General features: G+C 37.2%; 12 protein-coding genes. 7 read left to right on the plus strand and 5 right to left on the minus strand.

The annotated features are described in order from the left end of the window. Window positions 1-75: 75 nt before the first annotated feature. The 4 genes from PHQ93_RS04745 to PHQ93_RS04760 are packed head-to-tail and all read right to left on the minus strand — an operon-like array spanning window position 76 to window position 4622. Window positions 76-912, minus strand: coding sequence for a D-hexose-6-phosphate mutarotase (locus PHQ93_RS04745; protein ID WP_299941531.1), 837 nt, complete (start codon window positions 910-912; stop codon window positions 76-78). Then, window positions 891-2177 (minus strand): sugar MFS transporter, encoded by a 1287-nt coding sequence (locus tag PHQ93_RS04750; RefSeq protein ID WP_299941534.1) that lies wholly within the window; start codon window positions 2175-2177, stop codon window positions 891-893. The genes PHQ93_RS04745 and PHQ93_RS04750 overlap by 22 nt, the downstream gene beginning before the upstream one ends. Then, window positions 2167-2997 (minus strand): HAD-IIB family hydrolase, encoded by an 831-nt coding sequence (locus tag PHQ93_RS04755; RefSeq protein ID WP_299941537.1) that lies wholly within the window; start codon window positions 2995-2997, stop codon window positions 2167-2169. The genes PHQ93_RS04750 and PHQ93_RS04755 overlap by 11 nt, the downstream gene beginning before the upstream one ends. Then, window positions 2994-4622: a cation:proton antiporter gene (locus tag PHQ93_RS04760; protein ID WP_299941540.1), complete on the minus strand. Its 1629-nt coding sequence runs from the start codon at window positions 4620-4622 to the stop codon at window positions 2994-2996. The genes PHQ93_RS04755 and PHQ93_RS04760 overlap by 4 nt, the downstream gene beginning before the upstream one ends. Before the next feature lie 140 nt (window positions 4623-4762). Between PHQ93_RS04760 and PHQ93_RS04765 the strand changes: the two genes are divergently transcribed. The 7 genes from PHQ93_RS04765 (at window position 4763) to PHQ93_RS04795 (ending at window position 15525) form a co-directional block, all read left to right on the plus strand. Beyond that, a complete protein-coding gene (locus tag PHQ93_RS04765) occupies window positions 4763-6391 on the plus strand; it encodes a CTP synthase (protein WP_299941542.1) in 1629 nt (542 codons plus the stop codon). 13 nt (window positions 6392-6404) lie between these two features. Continuing rightward, window positions 6405-8009 carry a single-stranded-DNA-specific exonuclease RecJ gene (gene recJ, locus PHQ93_RS04770; protein ID WP_299941545.1) on the plus strand — a complete coding sequence of 535 codons (1605 nt, stop codon included), beginning with the start codon at window positions 6405-6407 and terminating at the stop codon, window positions 8007-8009. Window positions 8010-8213: 204 nt separating this feature from the next. Continuing rightward, a complete protein-coding gene (locus PHQ93_RS04775; RefSeq protein WP_299941548.1) occupies window positions 8214-9743 on the plus strand; it encodes a DUF3373 family protein in 1530 nt (509 codons plus the stop codon). 329 nt (window positions 9744-10072) lie between these two features. Continuing rightward, window positions 10073-11548, plus strand: a complete 1476-nt coding sequence (locus PHQ93_RS04780; RefSeq protein WP_299941556.1) for an FAD/NAD(P)-binding oxidoreductase — start codon at window positions 10073-10075, stop codon at window positions 11546-11548. Between the two features lie 299 nt (window positions 11549-11847). Further along, the gene (locus tag PHQ93_RS04785; RefSeq protein ID WP_299941558.1) at window positions 11848-12171 is read left to right on the plus strand and encodes a cytochrome C; all 324 of its coding nucleotides are present in this window, start codon (window positions 11848-11850) and stop codon (window positions 12169-12171) included. 155 nt (window positions 12172-12326) lie between these two features. Beyond that, window positions 12327-13301: an MBL fold metallo-hydrolase gene (locus PHQ93_RS04790; RefSeq protein ID WP_299941561.1), complete on the plus strand. Its 975-nt coding sequence runs from the start codon at window positions 12327-12329 to the stop codon at window positions 13299-13301. 85 nt (window positions 13302-13386) lie between these two features. Further along, on the plus strand, window positions 13387-15525 hold the full coding sequence (locus tag PHQ93_RS04795) for a hypothetical protein (protein WP_299941563.1): 2139 nt from the start codon (window positions 13387-13389) through the stop codon (window positions 15523-15525). On the opposite strand, the gene fliI is transcribed toward PHQ93_RS04795, so the two are convergent. Then, window positions 15512-16822, minus strand: a complete 1311-nt coding sequence (gene fliI, locus PHQ93_RS04800) for a flagellar protein export ATPase FliI (protein WP_299941566.1) — start codon at window positions 16820-16822, stop codon at window positions 15512-15514. The two genes, PHQ93_RS04795 and fliI, sit on opposite strands and share 14 nt — an antisense overlap. Between the last annotated feature and the right edge of the window lie 23 nt (window positions 16823-16845).

The raw sequence follows: 16845 nt of genomic DNA on the forward strand, positions 1-16845 counted from the left end.
CTTTAATCATATTTTTCTTAAATTATAATGAATTATTATATATAAATGATTTTGGCTATGCTGCGAGAAAGGATTTTAGAAAATAGTAGCCTTTAGAACATGCGACTCGTTGGGTTTTATGACTCTTGCATCATCAAATGCATTTGCCGACTCTATACAGAGCATATTTTGGTAAGCATCATCTCTCATCGCACTCATTCTTTTACACTTCTCTATCCACGGATTCCATACGACAACGGACAATGAGCCATCGTTTTTGATGTGAATCTCTCTGTTTTTATCCCCTAAAACTATCTCGCTATCAACTTCTTGGTAAACTCTATCAACCTCTTGATTGAAGGCTATATCGCCGTTTTGCACTTCGTTTTTCCATGTCAGCGCATCCAAATAGGGCTTTTTATCTAACCCTTTAATAGATACCTGTGAGATATCCGAGATAGCAAAATAAGTATGAAGCGCTTGTGAAATTTCAAAAGATTTGTCATCTAAGTTTGTAGTTTTTAACTCCATCGTCAATCTATCTGAAATGGTAATTTTTAGCTCCAAAAGAAACTTATAGTACCACATTTTAAGCGTCTCTTCATTGTTAGAGAATCTAAAAGTAAGAGTTGTTGTTCTTTCGTCTACCTCATCGCCAAACACAAACTCCCACATAGAAATTCTTGCAAAACCGTGTTGAGGCAGACTTTTATCTTCATTAAACCCAAACCACGGCCAACACACTGGAACACCGCCGCGGATTGCCTTGCCGTATTCGAAATCACTTACTTCACTAAGCCAAAGAAGAGGCTCTTCACCCATTCTTGCATAGTGAAACAGATGTGCTCCCTGCAAAGCGACTTTTGCTTCTGCAACAGAATTTTTTATCTCTATATATGCAAAACCGTTTACTAATGTTTTATGAACAACCATTCACTTCCCCAAGATGAGATTTTATGTCCTTTGAGTGCGTAAAAAAGTATAAAAGTGTAGCAAACTATGCCGATTAGGTAGGTTGATTGCATATCACCGCTCACTTGAGCTATTTTGCCGAAGAGTAGCGGAAGTATCGCACCTCCTGCTATCGCCATGATTAACAGTGCGCTTCCCTTAGCCGTATGTCTTCCCAACCCCTCTAACGCCAAAGGCCAAATGGTAGGCCAGACAAGGGCATTTGCAAAACCCAAAAGTGCGACAAATGTTATAGTGTCAGGCAGAGTTCTCACTCCGCTCCAACCCCATAAAATCTCGCTGATTGTACTGCCTTGCGTTGATGAAGATGCAACACCGAGCAAAAACATCACTCCAAAGACACTAGAGAGCAGAAGCGCTTTTTCTTGTGAGAGATATTTGGGTATGAAAAGAACACCGACAAGATAGCCTAAAACCATAAAAATCATAGTAAAAGAGGTTAGGGCAGTATAGTTTTCTACGCTTAAATGTTGCCCGTAAAGCCCGATAGTATCTCCCGCGATTACCTCAATGCCGACATAAAAGAAGAGTGCAATCGCCCCCAAAACTACTCGTGGAAACTCAAATATATTCTTCTCTTCTTCTTGCGTCTCTTTTGGAAACTCAAGTTCCGGAAGCGAAGAGAATTTCACAAGTGCTATCAAGCCACTCAAAACTACCGCCATTATGATATACGGGGTTATAAGTTTTGAAGCCAGAGCCTCTTTTGCTTCGCTTGATAAATCCTCCATTGAACCGATGCCTGAGAGTATAAACGCGCTAAAAAGAAGAGGAACGATAACTCCGGCACTTTTATTTATAAGCCCCATTATACTTATACGCATAGCCGCACTCTTGATATCCCCGATGCAGACTATGTATGGATTTGAAGCAGTTTGCAGTATCGTAAGCCCTGTTCCCAGCGTAAAGAGTGCAGTTAAAAAAAGTATAAAACTTGCATTCATAGCAGCCGGTATAAAAAGAAGACTACCGACAACCATGACTGCCAAGCCCAAAGCCATACCGTTTTTATAGCCTGTTTTCTCAAGCAGATAAGCCATCGGAAGAGCCATAACTGTATAGGCGATGTAAAAAGCAAAAGTGACAAAGAGAGCTTGAAACTCGTTAAGGTCGCAAATGACTTTTAAAAAGGGGATGAGTGAGCCGTTGAGCCATGTAACAAACCCAAAAATGAAAAATAGAACTCCTATGATTGCCATAGGGACAAGCGTGGATTTACTTTGCACTTTTTAGACTTTTTAGATAGTGTGCAACTGCATCTTCATCGTTTGTATGAGGCAGAACGATATTTGCCAGTTTTTTTACACCCTCTTGCGCATTTGCAACCGCAACGGAAGTTCCCGCTAACTCAAACATACCGACATCGTTAAAATTATCTCCAAAAACAGTGAGTTTAGAGAGGTCAAAACCGATATATTCGCTCACACTCTTTATGCCGTGAGATTTATCTGCGTCTTTATGCAAAATTGTCAAAAAATAGCAGCCGACATAAGCTTCGGGTGCTAAGATATATTTCAAACTATCTCCAAAAATCTTCTCTATTTGAAGTGCAAGTTCTCGCAACAAAACCTCATCTCCAAAATAGACGATTTTAAAATTATCATCCATCGCACGAAGATTGCTCTGCTGATTGTGGTGATCGTCATTTTTATAATTTTTAAGCACCTCTTTTTGATGTGCATTTAAAACGGTAGAGTAAGAGAAAATTTCGCGCAGAGTGCCATCTGCCAAAGAGAGGATAAAAGGGTAGATACCCAGCTTCGCACCCTCGTCTATAATAGCATCCGATACCGCTTTGTTTATAAACTTTGTGTCTATTATCTTCTTATCCATAGTTGCTATTAAAGCCCCGTCAAGCAGTATCATCGGAGCATTTATTTGAACATTCTCTATAAACTGGAGTGTTTTTTTGTATGTTCTAGCCGTTGCAACACTCACGATAGAATTATTTGCCGTCTCATTCCAAATCTCTCTGGTAAATCCGCTTATAGAGAGATCGGTTCGTAAAAACGTATGATCCAGATCCGTTATAAAGATACTCTTCATTGCTTTTTTCCTCCGATTTGGCATGTCATCATTCGCTCAACCAATATACGCCCTATTTCCACTTTATCATCTACAATCGATGTTATCGGTAAATCTTGCAGATTCTCTTTATCCTCAAGTGTCGCTACTTTGACGACAAGGTTTACATCTTTTGTATGTTTTAGTACAGCTTCGCAGATAGCTCTTTTTTTCTCGATGTTATCAAGCGTTACAATTACCGCAACAGAGTTCTTGGCATGCAGAGCGTCTAATAAAGATAGCTTTGACATATCACCAAGATACGCCTCTTTACCCTCTTTTAATGCTTCTTGAACTTGTTTTGGGTTATTGTCTATGATAACATAATGCGCATTAATGAGATCAAGATTTTTTGCAACAAATTTTCCCGTGACACTATACCCACATATTATGACATGATCTTTGCGTGAAACAAAAGCAGAAGTATCCAATCCTAAGTATTGATAATTACTAATATAACTTACAAACTTATTTATTTTAGAGATAAAAAACGGTGTAATCACCATAGAAAAGATAACTACCAAAACAAAAAGAGACTCAAGCTCTTTTTCTAAAAGCCCTCCTACACTTGCTACGGCAAAAATAACAAATGAAAATTCTCCTACTTGCGAGAGCGCAAGAGCCGTCTTAAGTGAACGGGTATGTGACGAAGTGATACGCATTATCACATATGTTATAGCTGTTTTTGAAATAAAGATAAGAATAAAAGTCGTAATGATTATATCGATATGTTTTATGAAAAAGACAATATCTATCTTCATACCTACGACGATAAAAAATGTTCCAAGCAAAATATCTTTAAACGGGGCTATATCCGATTCGACTTTATGGTGGTACTTTGTCTCCGCTATAATCATTCCTGCTACAAAAGCTCCAAGGGAGTAGGTAAAACCCATAAATGAAGCCAAAAGTCCTGCACTTACTACAATAAAAAGGACAGAACTCATAAAAAGCTCATCTACTTCACTTCTAGCAGAAAAATGTAAAAGCCAAGTCATAACTCTTTTTCCGACAATAAAAAGTAGCCCTAAAACCAAAACGGCACTTATAAATGTATCTATCAATACCGTAGATATGGATTGTGTGCCTTTGCTTGCTAAAAATCCTAAAAAGATTAAAATAGGTATAACAGCAATATCTTGAAATATCAAAATTCCCATTGCTCTTTGCCCATAAGGGTTATTGATTTCTTTTGAGTTTTTTAAATAACTAAGCACAACAGCGGTCGATGAGAGCGCGATAGCAAGTGCAACTATAATAGCAGGAACGGTCGGAAGTCCAAAATAATAATAGGATACTAAAAAAATAAAGATAGCAGTGAGGCTTACTTGTAAAAAACCGTTAAAAAAGATCTCCGCCTTCATACTGTTCATTTTTGATAAAGAGACTTCAAGACCTATCGTAAACATTAAAAAAACGACCCCAAAATCTCCTATATGCCCAAGCATAGCAGAACTGCCATACTCTCGCAAATCAAACGCATAAACTATTATGGTACCGGTTAATATATAGCCTATAATCTGTGAAACACCTAGCCGTTTTAAAAGTAAGTTCAGTACCGTTGAGAGACCCAAAGCCACTACTATATATAAAAGTACAAAATCCATCTAAATCTTTATTTATTAAATTATCTGTTATTCTACCAAAATATTCTTATAGCCTACTATTTTTAAAGGATATTGATGTACTAATTTTAAGAGATACTATACTATAATCGCGTCTTTAATTGACATTTTGGAGCTATTTTATGACTAAATATATTTTTGTTACCGGTGGTGTTTTAAGTTCCCTTGGAAAAGGGATAACAGCGGCTAGTATTGGCACTTTGCTTAAACACTCAGGCAAACAAGTCGGTATGTTGAAGATAGATCCATACATAAATGTCGATCCCGGAACTATGAGTCCGCTCGAACACGGTGAAGTATTTGTTACAAAAGACGGAGCGGAGACGGATCTTGATATCGGAAACTACGAGAGGTTTTTAGACACCTCTTACCTAAAATCCAGCAACTTTACTACCGGTCAAGTCTACTCTACGGTAATCGAGCGTGAGCGTGCAGGCGGATATTTGGGACAAACGATTCAAGTTATCCCTCATATCGTAGGCGAAATCGTAAAACGCATAAAAGAGGCAGGAGAGGGTCATGAGATACTTATAGTAGAACTTGGCGGAACTGTCGGCGATATCGAAGGTCTTCCGTTCATGGAAGCGATTCGCCAGATGAAACATGATGACGAAGTTGAGGGAACTTTTTTTGTACATGTAACGCTTATTCCATTCATCAAAGCTGCGGGCGAGTTAAAAAGCAAACCGACTCAGCACTCTGTTCAAGAGCTTCGCCGCATAGGTATCACTCCCCAAATGATAATTGCCAGAAGTGAAAATGCACTGCCAAAAACTTTCAAGAAAAAACTGGCGATGAGCTGTGATGTTTCTGCGGATAGCGTTATAGAGGCACTTGATGCCGCAACTATTTATGATATTCCTATTACATTTTTGAGACAAAACATCCTAAAACCTATTTCAAAAGAGTTGGGTTTAGGTGAACTTAATCCAAATATGGAAAAATGGGACTCTCTGGTTAAAAAAATAGTTCAACCGAAAAATCGCATTGTTCTTGGTTTTGTCGGCAAATATCTTGAGCTAAAAGAGGCATATAAATCTCTAACAGAGTCCCTCATCCACGCCGGAGCGCATCTTGACACTCGTGTTGATATTCACTGGGTGGACAGCGAAGAGGTTGAAGAAAGAGGAGCCGAAGCACTGCTTAGCGATTGTGACTCTGTTTTAGTTGCAGGTGGGTTTGGAAACCGTGGTGTTGAGGGCAAAATCAAGGCTATCGAATACGCAAGAGTAAACAAAATCCCATATCTTGGCATCTGTCTTGGAATGCAGCTTACACTTGTTGAATATGCAAGAAATGTACTTGGATTTGAGGGCGCAAACTCTGTAGAATTTGATGCAAATACACCTTATCCGATGATTTATCTTATTGACAATTTCTTAGATCAAAGCGGAAACACACAACTTCGTACTCATAAGTCACCGATGGGCGGAACTCTTAGACTCGGAGAGTATCCATGTGACACCTTAGAGGGCTCGATTATACGCAAAGCTTACGGCGGAGCAAAAACGATTTTTGAGAGACATCGCCATAGATATGAAGCAAATCCGACTTACCGCAAGCAGCTAGAAGATGCGGGTATGATAGTTACGGGTGAGTCAAACGGGCTGATAGAGGCTGTTGAGATAAAGGATCATCCATGGTTTTTAGGTGTTCAATTTCATCCGGAATTCACATCAAGACTTCAGACTCCAAACCCGTCAATCTTAGCATTTGTTGAAGCGACTCTCAACATTTCGCGAAAAGAGTAGTTTACAACTAGATATGCGAAACTTTGATGATCTTCCCATCCTAAACAAATCAACTCTCTTTGAGTTGCTCTCACGGAGATTTGACACAGAGGATAAAAAACTCTCACAAATCCCCGACCCCGCCCTGCTTCATGATGCTCCAAAGGCTGCTAAAAAAATAGCAGATGCCATAAGGGATAAGAAAAAGATAACAATAGTCGGCGATTATGATGTAGACGGCATTGGTGCAACTGCAATTATGGTTGACTTTTTTAGACAAATTCCATATCCGCTGGATGCAATAATCCCAAACCGTTTTAGCGACGGTTACGGTGTAAGCCCAAACATCTTAAACAGAGTAGATACCGACCTCATCATAACGGTAGACAACGGCATAAGCGCCGTTGAAGCCGCAGAGATTTGCAAACAAAGAGGCATTGAACTCATCATTACAGACCACCATACACCGCCTGAGACACTGCCTCACGCTTACGCCATTGTAAATCCAAAACTCTCGGCATGCATATACCCGTTTGAAGAGATTTGCGGAGCGCAGGTTGCATGGCTGCTTCTTGGGCTTCTAAAAAAAGAGTTAAATCTCTCCATAGATATGAAAAGCTTTTTGGATATTTTATGTATCGCCATAATCGCCGATATCATGCCGCTTAAAGATATAAACAGAACTCTCGTAAAAGAGGGTTTAAAAGTTTTAATGAACTCCAAAAGACCATCTTCTATTATAATGAAAGATTTTTTAAATAAAAACCCTATAACTTCAGAAGATATAGCATTTCAAATAGCACCTCGCATAAACTCGGCAGGAAGACTGGAAGACGCAACTATTGCTTTAGAATTTTTAACTGCAACTACAACAAACCAAGCCTACAAGCAGTTTGAGAGACTAAACTCTCTTAACGAACAAAGACGAGAGAGCGAAGCGCAAACAACAAAAGAGGCTATAGAGATGGTAGAGAGTTTGCCCGACATCCCGCAAGTTATCGTAGTAGCACATGAAGATTGGCACGAGGGTGTAGTCGGAATAGTCGCTTCAAGGCTAGTGGATCGTTTTGAAAAACCGGCAATCGTACTAAGCATAAAAGAGGGTTTGGCAAAAGGAAGTGCTAGAAGTTTAGGAGATGTCAATATATTTGAACTCATCAAAGAAAACTCATCATATCTAAGCAAATTTGGCGGACATAAAATGGCTGCAGGACTTCTTTTGGAGGAAGAAAAGATTGATAATTTCAGAGATGCAATCAATAAAAGAGCTCAAAACATAGAACCGAATGATTTTTTACCAAAAGAGAGCGTGCTTGGAGTTTTAGATATTGATGATATAGACTTTGAACTGCTTACTATGCTTGAGAGCTTCGAACCTTTTGGAGAAGCAAACGCTCGCCCGAAATTTTTACTAAAAGATGCACAGATAGTCGACATTAAACTTATGGGAAGCGACAAATCACACTCAAAAATCACACTTAAAAAATCGCAAAATACGATAAAAACCCTAGAGCTGGTTGCATTTAGAACTGTTTTAGAGATGCCAAAAGATAAAAAAATTTCATGCAACTACACAATCTCAAAAAATGAGTTTAACTCCAAAGTCTCCATACAACTGCTCTTGAATAAAATTTATTAAACTTCTTGAATAACTAAAAAATTAGATTTCAAAACTTCCGTCATCCTGAACTCGCGTTCCCTTTGGGTATGATTCAGAATCTAGGTTATGAAGTCTATTATATTCCTTTATTTTAAAATAAGTTAATTTCATAAACGCGATATTTAAAACCATATTAAGCTTTAAAATTGTAACATTGATAAAATTATCACAAAAGGGATTTACATGAAAAAAATCGTTACGCTGTCGGCTATTGCTTTTTTGAGCACTGCGGCATTTGCGGTAGATGCTGATGTTCAAAAACAGATAGATGAACTCAACCAAAAAATAGAGCAGTTACAAAAAACTAACTCTTCTCAAGATAAAAAGATATCGGAAGTAAATGCACAATCTGCGCAAAACAATATAAAGTTCAATGTTGATTTTAGAACTTCATATGATAATTTACGCTATAAAACTGCAAGTGGAGAAACATTTTCAAACGATGCTCTTTACGCAAGCCGTTTATGGTTAGGTATGGGTTATGCTCCGACTGAAGATATGCTATTTAAGGGTCAGTTGGCTTACAATAAAGCTTTCGGCGCTAGCTACGGACAAAGAGGAACAGGTTTTGGGTTTGATACTTTTGACTGGGTTATAAATGAAAATCTAACAGATGACACTCTAAGAGTAAGAGAAGCTTATTGGTTGTGGAACCTTAGAACAGGATCTATCGGCTGGACGGCAAGTGTCGGTCGTCGCCCGTCTACAAACGGTTTCTTATCTAACCTAAGAGAAGATGATGCTAAAGCAAAATCTCCGATGGGTCATGTTATAAATATGGAGTTTGACGGCGCATCCGTAGCTATGAAACTAGATAGCTATGTTCCGGGTATGTATGCAAAACTTTGTCTTGGTCGTGGGTTAACAAATGCAACAGGTTGGGCTGCTCAAGCCGCTTCATATCTTGGCGTTCCTCCTAGCATGGGTGGTTCTAATCAGCCTACTAATTACACCAAAGATGGAAGTAATTTAGATAATGTAGATATGGCAGGATTTATCTTCGTGCCGTATGACAACGGCCAGTACTCAGTTGAAACTACATGGTATAGAGGATTTAATGTTCCAGGTTTAGTTGCAACAAACATAACTGTTGATGCTATGGGTAATCAAATACCGACTGCTTATGCAATGAAAAATACAGGTAATATGGATGGTGCGGCAATCTCTTTCAAAGCTGACGGTATCGGAGAGGGAATCAGTGACTTCTTAGATGAAACAACTCTTTTTGCATCAGCTGCTATGTCAAAATCACACCCAAATATAGATAATACTAGAGCTATAAATATGAGTGCGATGGGTATGGGAACTATGAATATGACCGGTAGTAGTATGCTTGGAAGCAATGAATCTGAGACTGGTACATCTATCTGGATTGGTGCCGTGATGCCTAACTTAACAGGCGGTAAATTCGGTTTAGAGTATAACCATGGCTCAAAATATTGGAGACCGTTTACTTACGGTGAAGATACTATGATAGGCTCTAAAATGGCTGTTCGCGGTAATGCTTATGAGGCTTACTGGTCTCAACCGATTATAAAAGATGTTTTCTCTATGCAAGTTAGATATACATATTTAGATTATAAATACACGGGTTCAAACGGCTTCTTTGGAGACGAAGGTACTCCAATGAGTATGTCTGAAGCAAAAGCAATGGGAATGGATCCTGTTGAAACTGCACAAGACATACGCGTATATTTCAGATATAGATACTAAAAAAATTAAAGAGCCGTTTTGGCTCTTTAATAAATTTCTCTTATAAAACGGCAAAATTAAAGAATAAATTCCCTTTATTATTCACTCTCAAACTCCTAACAGTAAAAAGTTAACTCAGAGTAACAAATTTATCAAAAAAGCTAAAATTTTCATCATCACTTTAACTTATTATAAATAAAATATATAATTATTCATTCAAACACTCAACTAAAATTTTGATACATTAACGCAAAATTAGGGGTAAAACTCATAAAAATAGTGGTATTTAAAACTCCCTTAAGCCTCAAGGCTGTAGAATTGATAACTTTATCACAGAAAAAGGAAAATAGATGAAAAAGAACAAAATCTTAGAAGAGATTTTAAAAGAAGTTGACAAGCATCCTGAGATTATGTCTCGCCGTGAAGCTTTAAAATATTTGACAATGTCTCCGTTGGCAGCATCTGTACTTGCAAGTGCAACTGTTGGAACAACAGCTGCAAGCGCTGCATCAAGCAACGCTAAGGGCAAAGTAGTTATCGTTGGTGGCGGTCTAGCAGGTATGAGTACTGCGGCACTTATAAGAAATACTGCATCAAATATCGAAGTTACGGTAATTGAGCCTGATCAATATTCAGTATCTTACCAACCGGGACAAACTCTTGTAGCTGCAGGTGTTTGGAAGAAAGAAGATATTATCTATAAAAGAGATGACTTTTTACCAAGCGGCGTTAAGCTTATCAAAGGGAGCGTAACTGCTTTTGATCCTGCAAACAACAAAGTAACGGTAGACGGTAAAGAAGATGTAAGTTATGATCAACTAATCGTAGCTACGGGTCTTATGTTAAATTACGGCGGAATTAAAGGTTTAGAGGGAGTAATTACTTCATCTGGAGAAAATTCAGTTGTAAGACAAAAAATCGGTAAAAACGGTGCTTACTCAATCTATTTCCGTGACGGTTCAGAAGATACTTGGAAAGGTATCCAAGAGTTAGTAGCAAAAGCAAAAGCTCACACTGGTACTGAAAAACTTCAAGCTCTATTTAGTATGCCTGCTACTGCTATCAAATGTGGTGGTGCTCCGATGAAAATTATGTATCTTACACACGCTCACCTAGAAAAAGCTGGCGTTGCTAATAAAGTTGAACTAACTTTCAACACAAACGGCGGAGCTTTATTTGGAATTCCTGAATACAATGCTGCTATCGTTAAGCAATTCGAAAAAAGAGGCTTTAAGTGGAATTTCTCTCATAACTTAGTTGAAATTGATACTGAAGCTAAAATTGCAACTTTCGATAAGTTCTGGAAAGAAAAAGGCGAATTTGACGAAGCTCTAGATGAGTATGTAATGGTTACTAAACATGATTACAAAGCGATTAAATACGATTTTATCCATGTAACACCTCCAATGAAAGCTTCTGATGAAGTTGCAAAATCTCCACTTGGCTCTGAGCAAGGATGGGTACCTGTTGAAAAAGAGACTCTTCAACATGTTAAATTTAAAAATGTATGGTCTTTAGGAGATGTTGCGGCACTTCCAATGACTAAAACTGGTGGTTCTGCTCGTAAAGAGTACAGAGTACTAGTTGAAAACATGGTAGCTTCAATGGAAGGCAAAACTACATTACCTGCTAAATTCGGAGGATATACTGTTTGTCCACTTATTACAGGTCTTGGCACTGTTATGCTTGCTGAATTCGACTGGAGCAAAAAACCAACTCCTTCATTCCCACTTGACCCAACACAAGAGAGATGGATATGGTGGTTACTAAAAGTTTATGCACTTAAACCGATGACTATGTACGGAATGCTTGCAGGTAGAGCGTAATTATTACCCTCTCTAAAAGCTTCTTCTAACAGCAAGGAATTTCCTTGCTGTTATCTTAGACACTCCCTTTTATATTTACATCTCTCCTTTTTTTATAAGCATCATCAAAAAGTTTAAATTTGTAACAGTTAAATAAAAAAATATATTTTTATCTGCAAAATCAACTAAAAAAACTCTTATTTATTACTTCAAACTATACAAATTGTTACACTTTATTATAAATATTATATTTTAATTTTATAATAAATATTATTTTTATTTTTTATAAGTTAAAATATCACAATTCAAAAGGAGATACAATGAATAAAATCGTAAAAGTTGCATTAAGTGCAGCATTAATTTTAAGTGTTGGCGCAACAGCTGCAAGTGCAGATGCTGATAAAGGTCTAAAACTTTATTCTAAAAAATTAAAAGATGCTTGTGGTATAAGCGGAGCAGCTATGGCCGGTAAACATACTCAAGGTCAATGGAACGAAATTAACAAAGGTGGAAATCTTGCAAAAGAGATTAAAACTATTTGTCCAAAAGCAAGTGATGAAGATTTAAACGATAAAACTCTTCCTCATCTTTATGATTTCTTCTACAAATTCGGAAGCGACAGCGGGAATGTTCCTTCTTGCTAATTGACTTTTAACTTCACTCCATGCTTTTTGCACGGAGTGAGATTTTTATACTCACTTCTTCTTTTAAACTTACATTTTTAACTTTTTCTTATATTATTAACTCTATATCAAGTATAATAACCGCCACAATAAATCAAACAACAACAGGAGATAAAATGAGAAAAGCTATATTTTTAGCTTCAGCTGCTATGATATTTTCATTATCACTCAATGCATTTACATTAGGAAAACTTGGTGATTATAAATTTGAAAAAGCAAACGATAATGTTTACATTATGCATGGACCCGAAAGAGAACCGAGTAAAGAGAACGAAGGTTTTATGAATAACCCTGCGGTTATAGAGAGTAAAAACGGGCTTATAGTAATTGATCCGGGCGGTAATTATAATGTAGGTAAAAAAATCCTTGCAGAGATTGAAAAAGTAAGCAAAAAGCCGATAATTGCCGTTTTTAATACTCACAAACACGGGGATCACTGGTTTGCAAATAAAAATATTCAAGAAAAGTACCCAAATGTGCCTATTTACGCTCTTGATTATATGATTGAACAAGTAAAAGATAACTCTGCCGAGACTTGGTACGGCATCTTGGATAGATTAACCGGCAACCTAGAAGGCACTAAACCGTTTGCTTTCCCGACTGCAGGTGTTGTAAATAAACAAAGTGTTGTGGTTGACGGGCAAACTTTTATTATGCGTCACTATGCAAAAGGCCATACGGATACGGATATATTGATTGAACATGTTAACTCTAATACGCTTTTTATAGGAGACAATCTTATAACCAACCGTTTCGGAGCATTTGACGATTCTTCAAATATGCATGACAATATCGAACTTTTAGAGAAAATTAAAAACAAACAAGACGGTTTTAAAAAATATAAACTCTATGTTCCGGGTCACGGGCGCTCAAGCGGTGAAATAAGCAAAACAATAGATCCGTTTTTAAATTACTTGAAAATAATCACTGCAGGTGCTAAAAAAGCATACAAAGCAGGTGTTGAGAGTTATGAAATAAAACCAGAAATTCATGAGCAACTAAAAGCTTACCATAAATGGGATGCCTATGAGGGTCAAATGGGCAAACACCTTATGAAAGCTTATGAAGAAGTAGAAGCATTAGATTTATAAAATATTTGAGCCGTTTTTACGGCTCAATCCCTCTCTTACCTTTAACTTTCAGTTCAAATACTACTTTTTTAATCTATAATATTTAATGCTTAAGATATATGAGTGCCAAAGTGCCAAATCCGATATTACCGAATTAAAAGTCTTAAACGGTTCCCTAGTTGCTTATAGTACCAAACTTCACGGAATTAAAATATTTGATTTTGATGAGTGTGAAATTAAAAAAAGCATTGCAAATATCTATCTTAATTCTACTGTAAACGCTTGTTCGTTCAGCCCAAACTCTGAGCTTTTTGCCTTTGTAAATAATCAAGTCATATATGTAATCGATATACTATCCAAAGAAGTTGTCTGCACAATTGAAGTAAACGGTGAAGATATAGAGATTATCAGTTTTGATTTATCTTCAAACTATATTATTGCAGGAAGTAAAGAAGGCAGGGTACTTCAATATAAAATAACTCAATCATCATTCCTCTCAAGACTCTGCTCTTTTCCGCATGATAGGTCTCTGCTAGATTCAAAAAACAAAGAGCATAAAAATTTTGTAAGTGCTTTTGCTTTTTATAAAAACAGATTTGCATGCAGCGGTTACGGCGGTGCTGTTTTTATAGTAGATCTATATACTCAAACAAATAAGAGTGTAATTACTCACAATAGAGCTCGTATCGATGCTTTGTGCTTTATTGATGAGAACACCATTATATGCGGCAGAGACGATGGAAAGATTGATATTTCTTCACTAACCGATACAAACAGTTACAAAAGCATAGTTACGCCGCTATCAAACATTAAACAAATTATTGTAATGCCAAACCCAAACTATATTATGGTTAGCGGCATATCCAATATAATTACAATCGTTGATATAAAAAATTTTAAAGTTGCCCACAGCAAATATATTGAATTTGATACAAAAATAAATAAAATCGCCATAGTAAACGGAAACTCATTAGCAGTTGCACTAGATAATAATAACATCATGCATGTTGAACTCCCCGGAATTGCAACATTAAAATCACTAATACTTCAGAGCTCTTTTGCAAAAGCTTTTGAGCTAATTGAGAGGGAGCCTATGCTTCAAGGCTCCAATGAACACAAAATGCTTGAAGAAAAGTTTGAAAAAAACTATGAAGATGCCACAAAAGCACTCATTAACCAAAATAACGCCTTGGCTATTCAAATTTTAGATATTTACAAAGATGTAAAATCAAAACAAACAAAGATAAAAGATCTTTTTTATGCGTTTAAAAACTATCTTAGATTTCAAACTCTATTTTTAGAAAAAAAATATGCTCTAGCTTATGCCCTCTGTTCCAAATTTGAACCGCTTAAAAAAACCGTTCAATACAAAAAAATGGAACAAATATTTAAGCTTGTTTTCGTAAATGCCCAAAGACATGTGATGCAAAATAATATTGCCGGTGCAAGAGCACTGCTGAGTGAATATAGTACGACTATGTCAAAAAAACCGCTTATTAAGCTGCTGCTTACCCAAAACAAAGAGTTTGTTGAACTCTTAAAAGCTATCCAAAAGAGAGATTTTCAAACTATTAACAAGCTGGTGAGCAAAAATGAACTATTTAAGCAAATTCCAAACTATATTGCCATAAACAACCAGATAGAGGATACTTTAGAGGAGATAGAGGTAAATATAAAATCCGGTGAGCTAGATAAAGCGAAAGAACTCTTACTTACACTAGAGGAAATCCCGCATGTAGCACAAAAAGTGGAAGAGCTGCATAAAAAATACAAATATGTCTCAATTCTTCAAAAAGCTTATGAAGAGAGTGATTTTAAAAGTTGTTATGAGCTTCTTGACATGCATAAATATCTAAAATCCGTAGAGTTGGGAGTGCTGCTGGAAAATCACTGGTCTAAACTTATAAAAAAATGCGAAGAGTACGCACTTGATGGGAACATAAGAGATATTAAAAAAACACTCGGCGAACTTATAAATTTGCATACCAGAAGCGATAAAATCGGGGATTTATTAAGAGTCAGCTTTCATACAAGAATCGGTATCTTAATGGGTAGAAAAGATTTTAAAGGTGCCGAGGCGATAATATATACTTACATTGATGTATTTGGCATAGACAATGAAATAAGCCTGATTATGAAAAAATTTGAAAAAATTTCAATGAGCAAACTAGCTTTAACACAAATTATGGAAGAGAGACCCTCAAGAGACAGCTGGAGGCACTCTAAAATCATTATGAAACATTAGTGATCTTAAAAAGGGCATTTAGCGTATCATTAAACTCACTTTTAACAGTTGAGCTTTGAGTTAAAAACTTCTCCATCTCACCCTTTTTGCTTATCGCTTCATCGAGCTCAGGGTCACTGCCTTTTAAGTACGCACCGATTCGGATTAGTACCTCATTCTCTTTTAAAATAGTATAGAGTCTTCTAAATTTTAAAACCGCCTTGAGATGTTCAGGCGAAATAATGTCATTCATAACCCTAGAGGCTGAATTTAGTATATGAACCGGCGGATAGATACCAAAATCGGTAAGTTCGCGTGAAAGTACTATATGCCCGTCTAAAATAGAGCGGGATTGGTCTGCTATGGGATCACTCATATCATCACCCTCAACGAGAACCGTAAAAAAGGCAGTAATAGAACCTTTGCCTTCCTCTTTTCCCGCACGCTCCATTAGTTGGGGAAGAAGTGTTAGGGATGAGGGCGGATAACCCTTTGATGTCGGTGGTTCGCCTAATGCCAAACCTATCTCTCTTTGAGCCATGGCGAACCTTGTTACGGAGTCCATGATAAACAAAACATCCAAACCTTGGTCTTTAAAAAATTCCGCCACGCTCATAGCCGCAAATGCACCGTATTTTCTCATCAAAGGAGAGTCATCCGATGTTGCTACTACTATTACGGTATTTTCCAGATTTCCGCCCAAATTTTTCTCTATAAACTCAGGGACTTCTCTACCACGCTCACCGATAAGAGCTACTACTTTTATAGGTGCATCCGCTCCCCTTACTATCATTCCCATAATAGTTGACTTCCCGACGCCGCTTCCTGCAAAAATACCTAGTTTTTGACCTTTTCCGCATGTCAAAAGCCCGTCGATACTTTTTACTCCTACACTAAAAACCTCATCTATCATTCCTCGTTTCATCGCAGCAATCGGAGCTTTGATAATTGGAGAGAGTTTTGTGTTATTTATACTCCCTTTGCCGTCAATAGGTCTCATAAAAGGATCAACCACGCGCCCTAGCAAAGATGAGTCTACAGGAATATTTAACCCTGTTTGATCTAAAAACACTCTATCACCGGAGCAAAATCCCTCAACAAAACTAAAAGGAGTAATGAAAAAGGTCATACCGTCTATCTCTGTAACCATTCCGATAGTCTCTTGATTTGTGTCGTTTGATACGATTTTTACTATATCGCTGATTCCGACTTTCAATCCGCGAGCGGTAATGACGGTTGCATTGATTTTAACAATTTCACCGAATGCGACCGAATATTTTTTATCTGAGATTTTTTCTTTAAGTGAAGAGAGAGGCATTAAAAATCTCCTTGATTTACAGC

Source organism: Sulfurimonas sp. (genome assembly GCF_028714975.1).
GTDB lineage: Bacteria > Campylobacterota > Campylobacteria > Campylobacterales > Sulfurimonadaceae > Sulfurimonas.

What these genes read in the sequence shown, in the direction of transcription:
- PHQ93_RS04745 (WP_299941531.1), bottom strand. Translation starts at nt 912, where the DNA reads ATGGTTGTTCATAAAACATTAGTAAACGGTTTTGCATATATAGAGATA.
- PHQ93_RS04755 (WP_299941537.1), bottom strand. Translation starts at nt 2,997, where the DNA reads ATGAAGAGTATCTTTATAACGGATCTGGATCATACGTTTTTACGAACC.
- PHQ93_RS04760 (WP_299941540.1), bottom strand. Translation starts at nt 4,622, where the DNA reads ATGGATTTTGTACTTTTATATATAGTAGTGGCTTTGGGTCTCTCAACG.
- PHQ93_RS04765 (WP_299941542.1), top strand. Translation starts at nt 4,763, where the DNA reads ATGACTAAATATATTTTTGTTACCGGTGGTGTTTTAAGTTCCCTTGGA.
- recJ (WP_299941545.1), top strand. Translation starts at nt 6,405, where the DNA reads ATGCGAAACTTTGATGATCTTCCCATCCTAAACAAATCAACTCTCTTT.
- PHQ93_RS04775 (WP_299941548.1), top strand. Translation starts at nt 8,214, where the DNA reads ATGAAAAAAATCGTTACGCTGTCGGCTATTGCTTTTTTGAGCACTGCG.
- PHQ93_RS04780 (WP_299941556.1), top strand. Translation starts at nt 10,073, where the DNA reads ATGAAAAAGAACAAAATCTTAGAAGAGATTTTAAAAGAAGTTGACAAG.
- PHQ93_RS04785 (WP_299941558.1), top strand. Translation starts at nt 11,848, where the DNA reads ATGAATAAAATCGTAAAAGTTGCATTAAGTGCAGCATTAATTTTAAGT.
- PHQ93_RS04790 (WP_299941561.1), top strand. Translation starts at nt 12,327, where the DNA reads ATGAGAAAAGCTATATTTTTAGCTTCAGCTGCTATGATATTTTCATTA.
- PHQ93_RS04795 (WP_299941563.1), top strand. Translation starts at nt 13,387, where the DNA reads ATGCTTAAGATATATGAGTGCCAAAGTGCCAAATCCGATATTACCGAA.
- fliI (WP_299941566.1), bottom strand. Translation starts at nt 16,822, where the DNA reads ATGCCTCTCTCTTCACTTAAAGAAAAAATCTCAGATAAAAAATATTCG.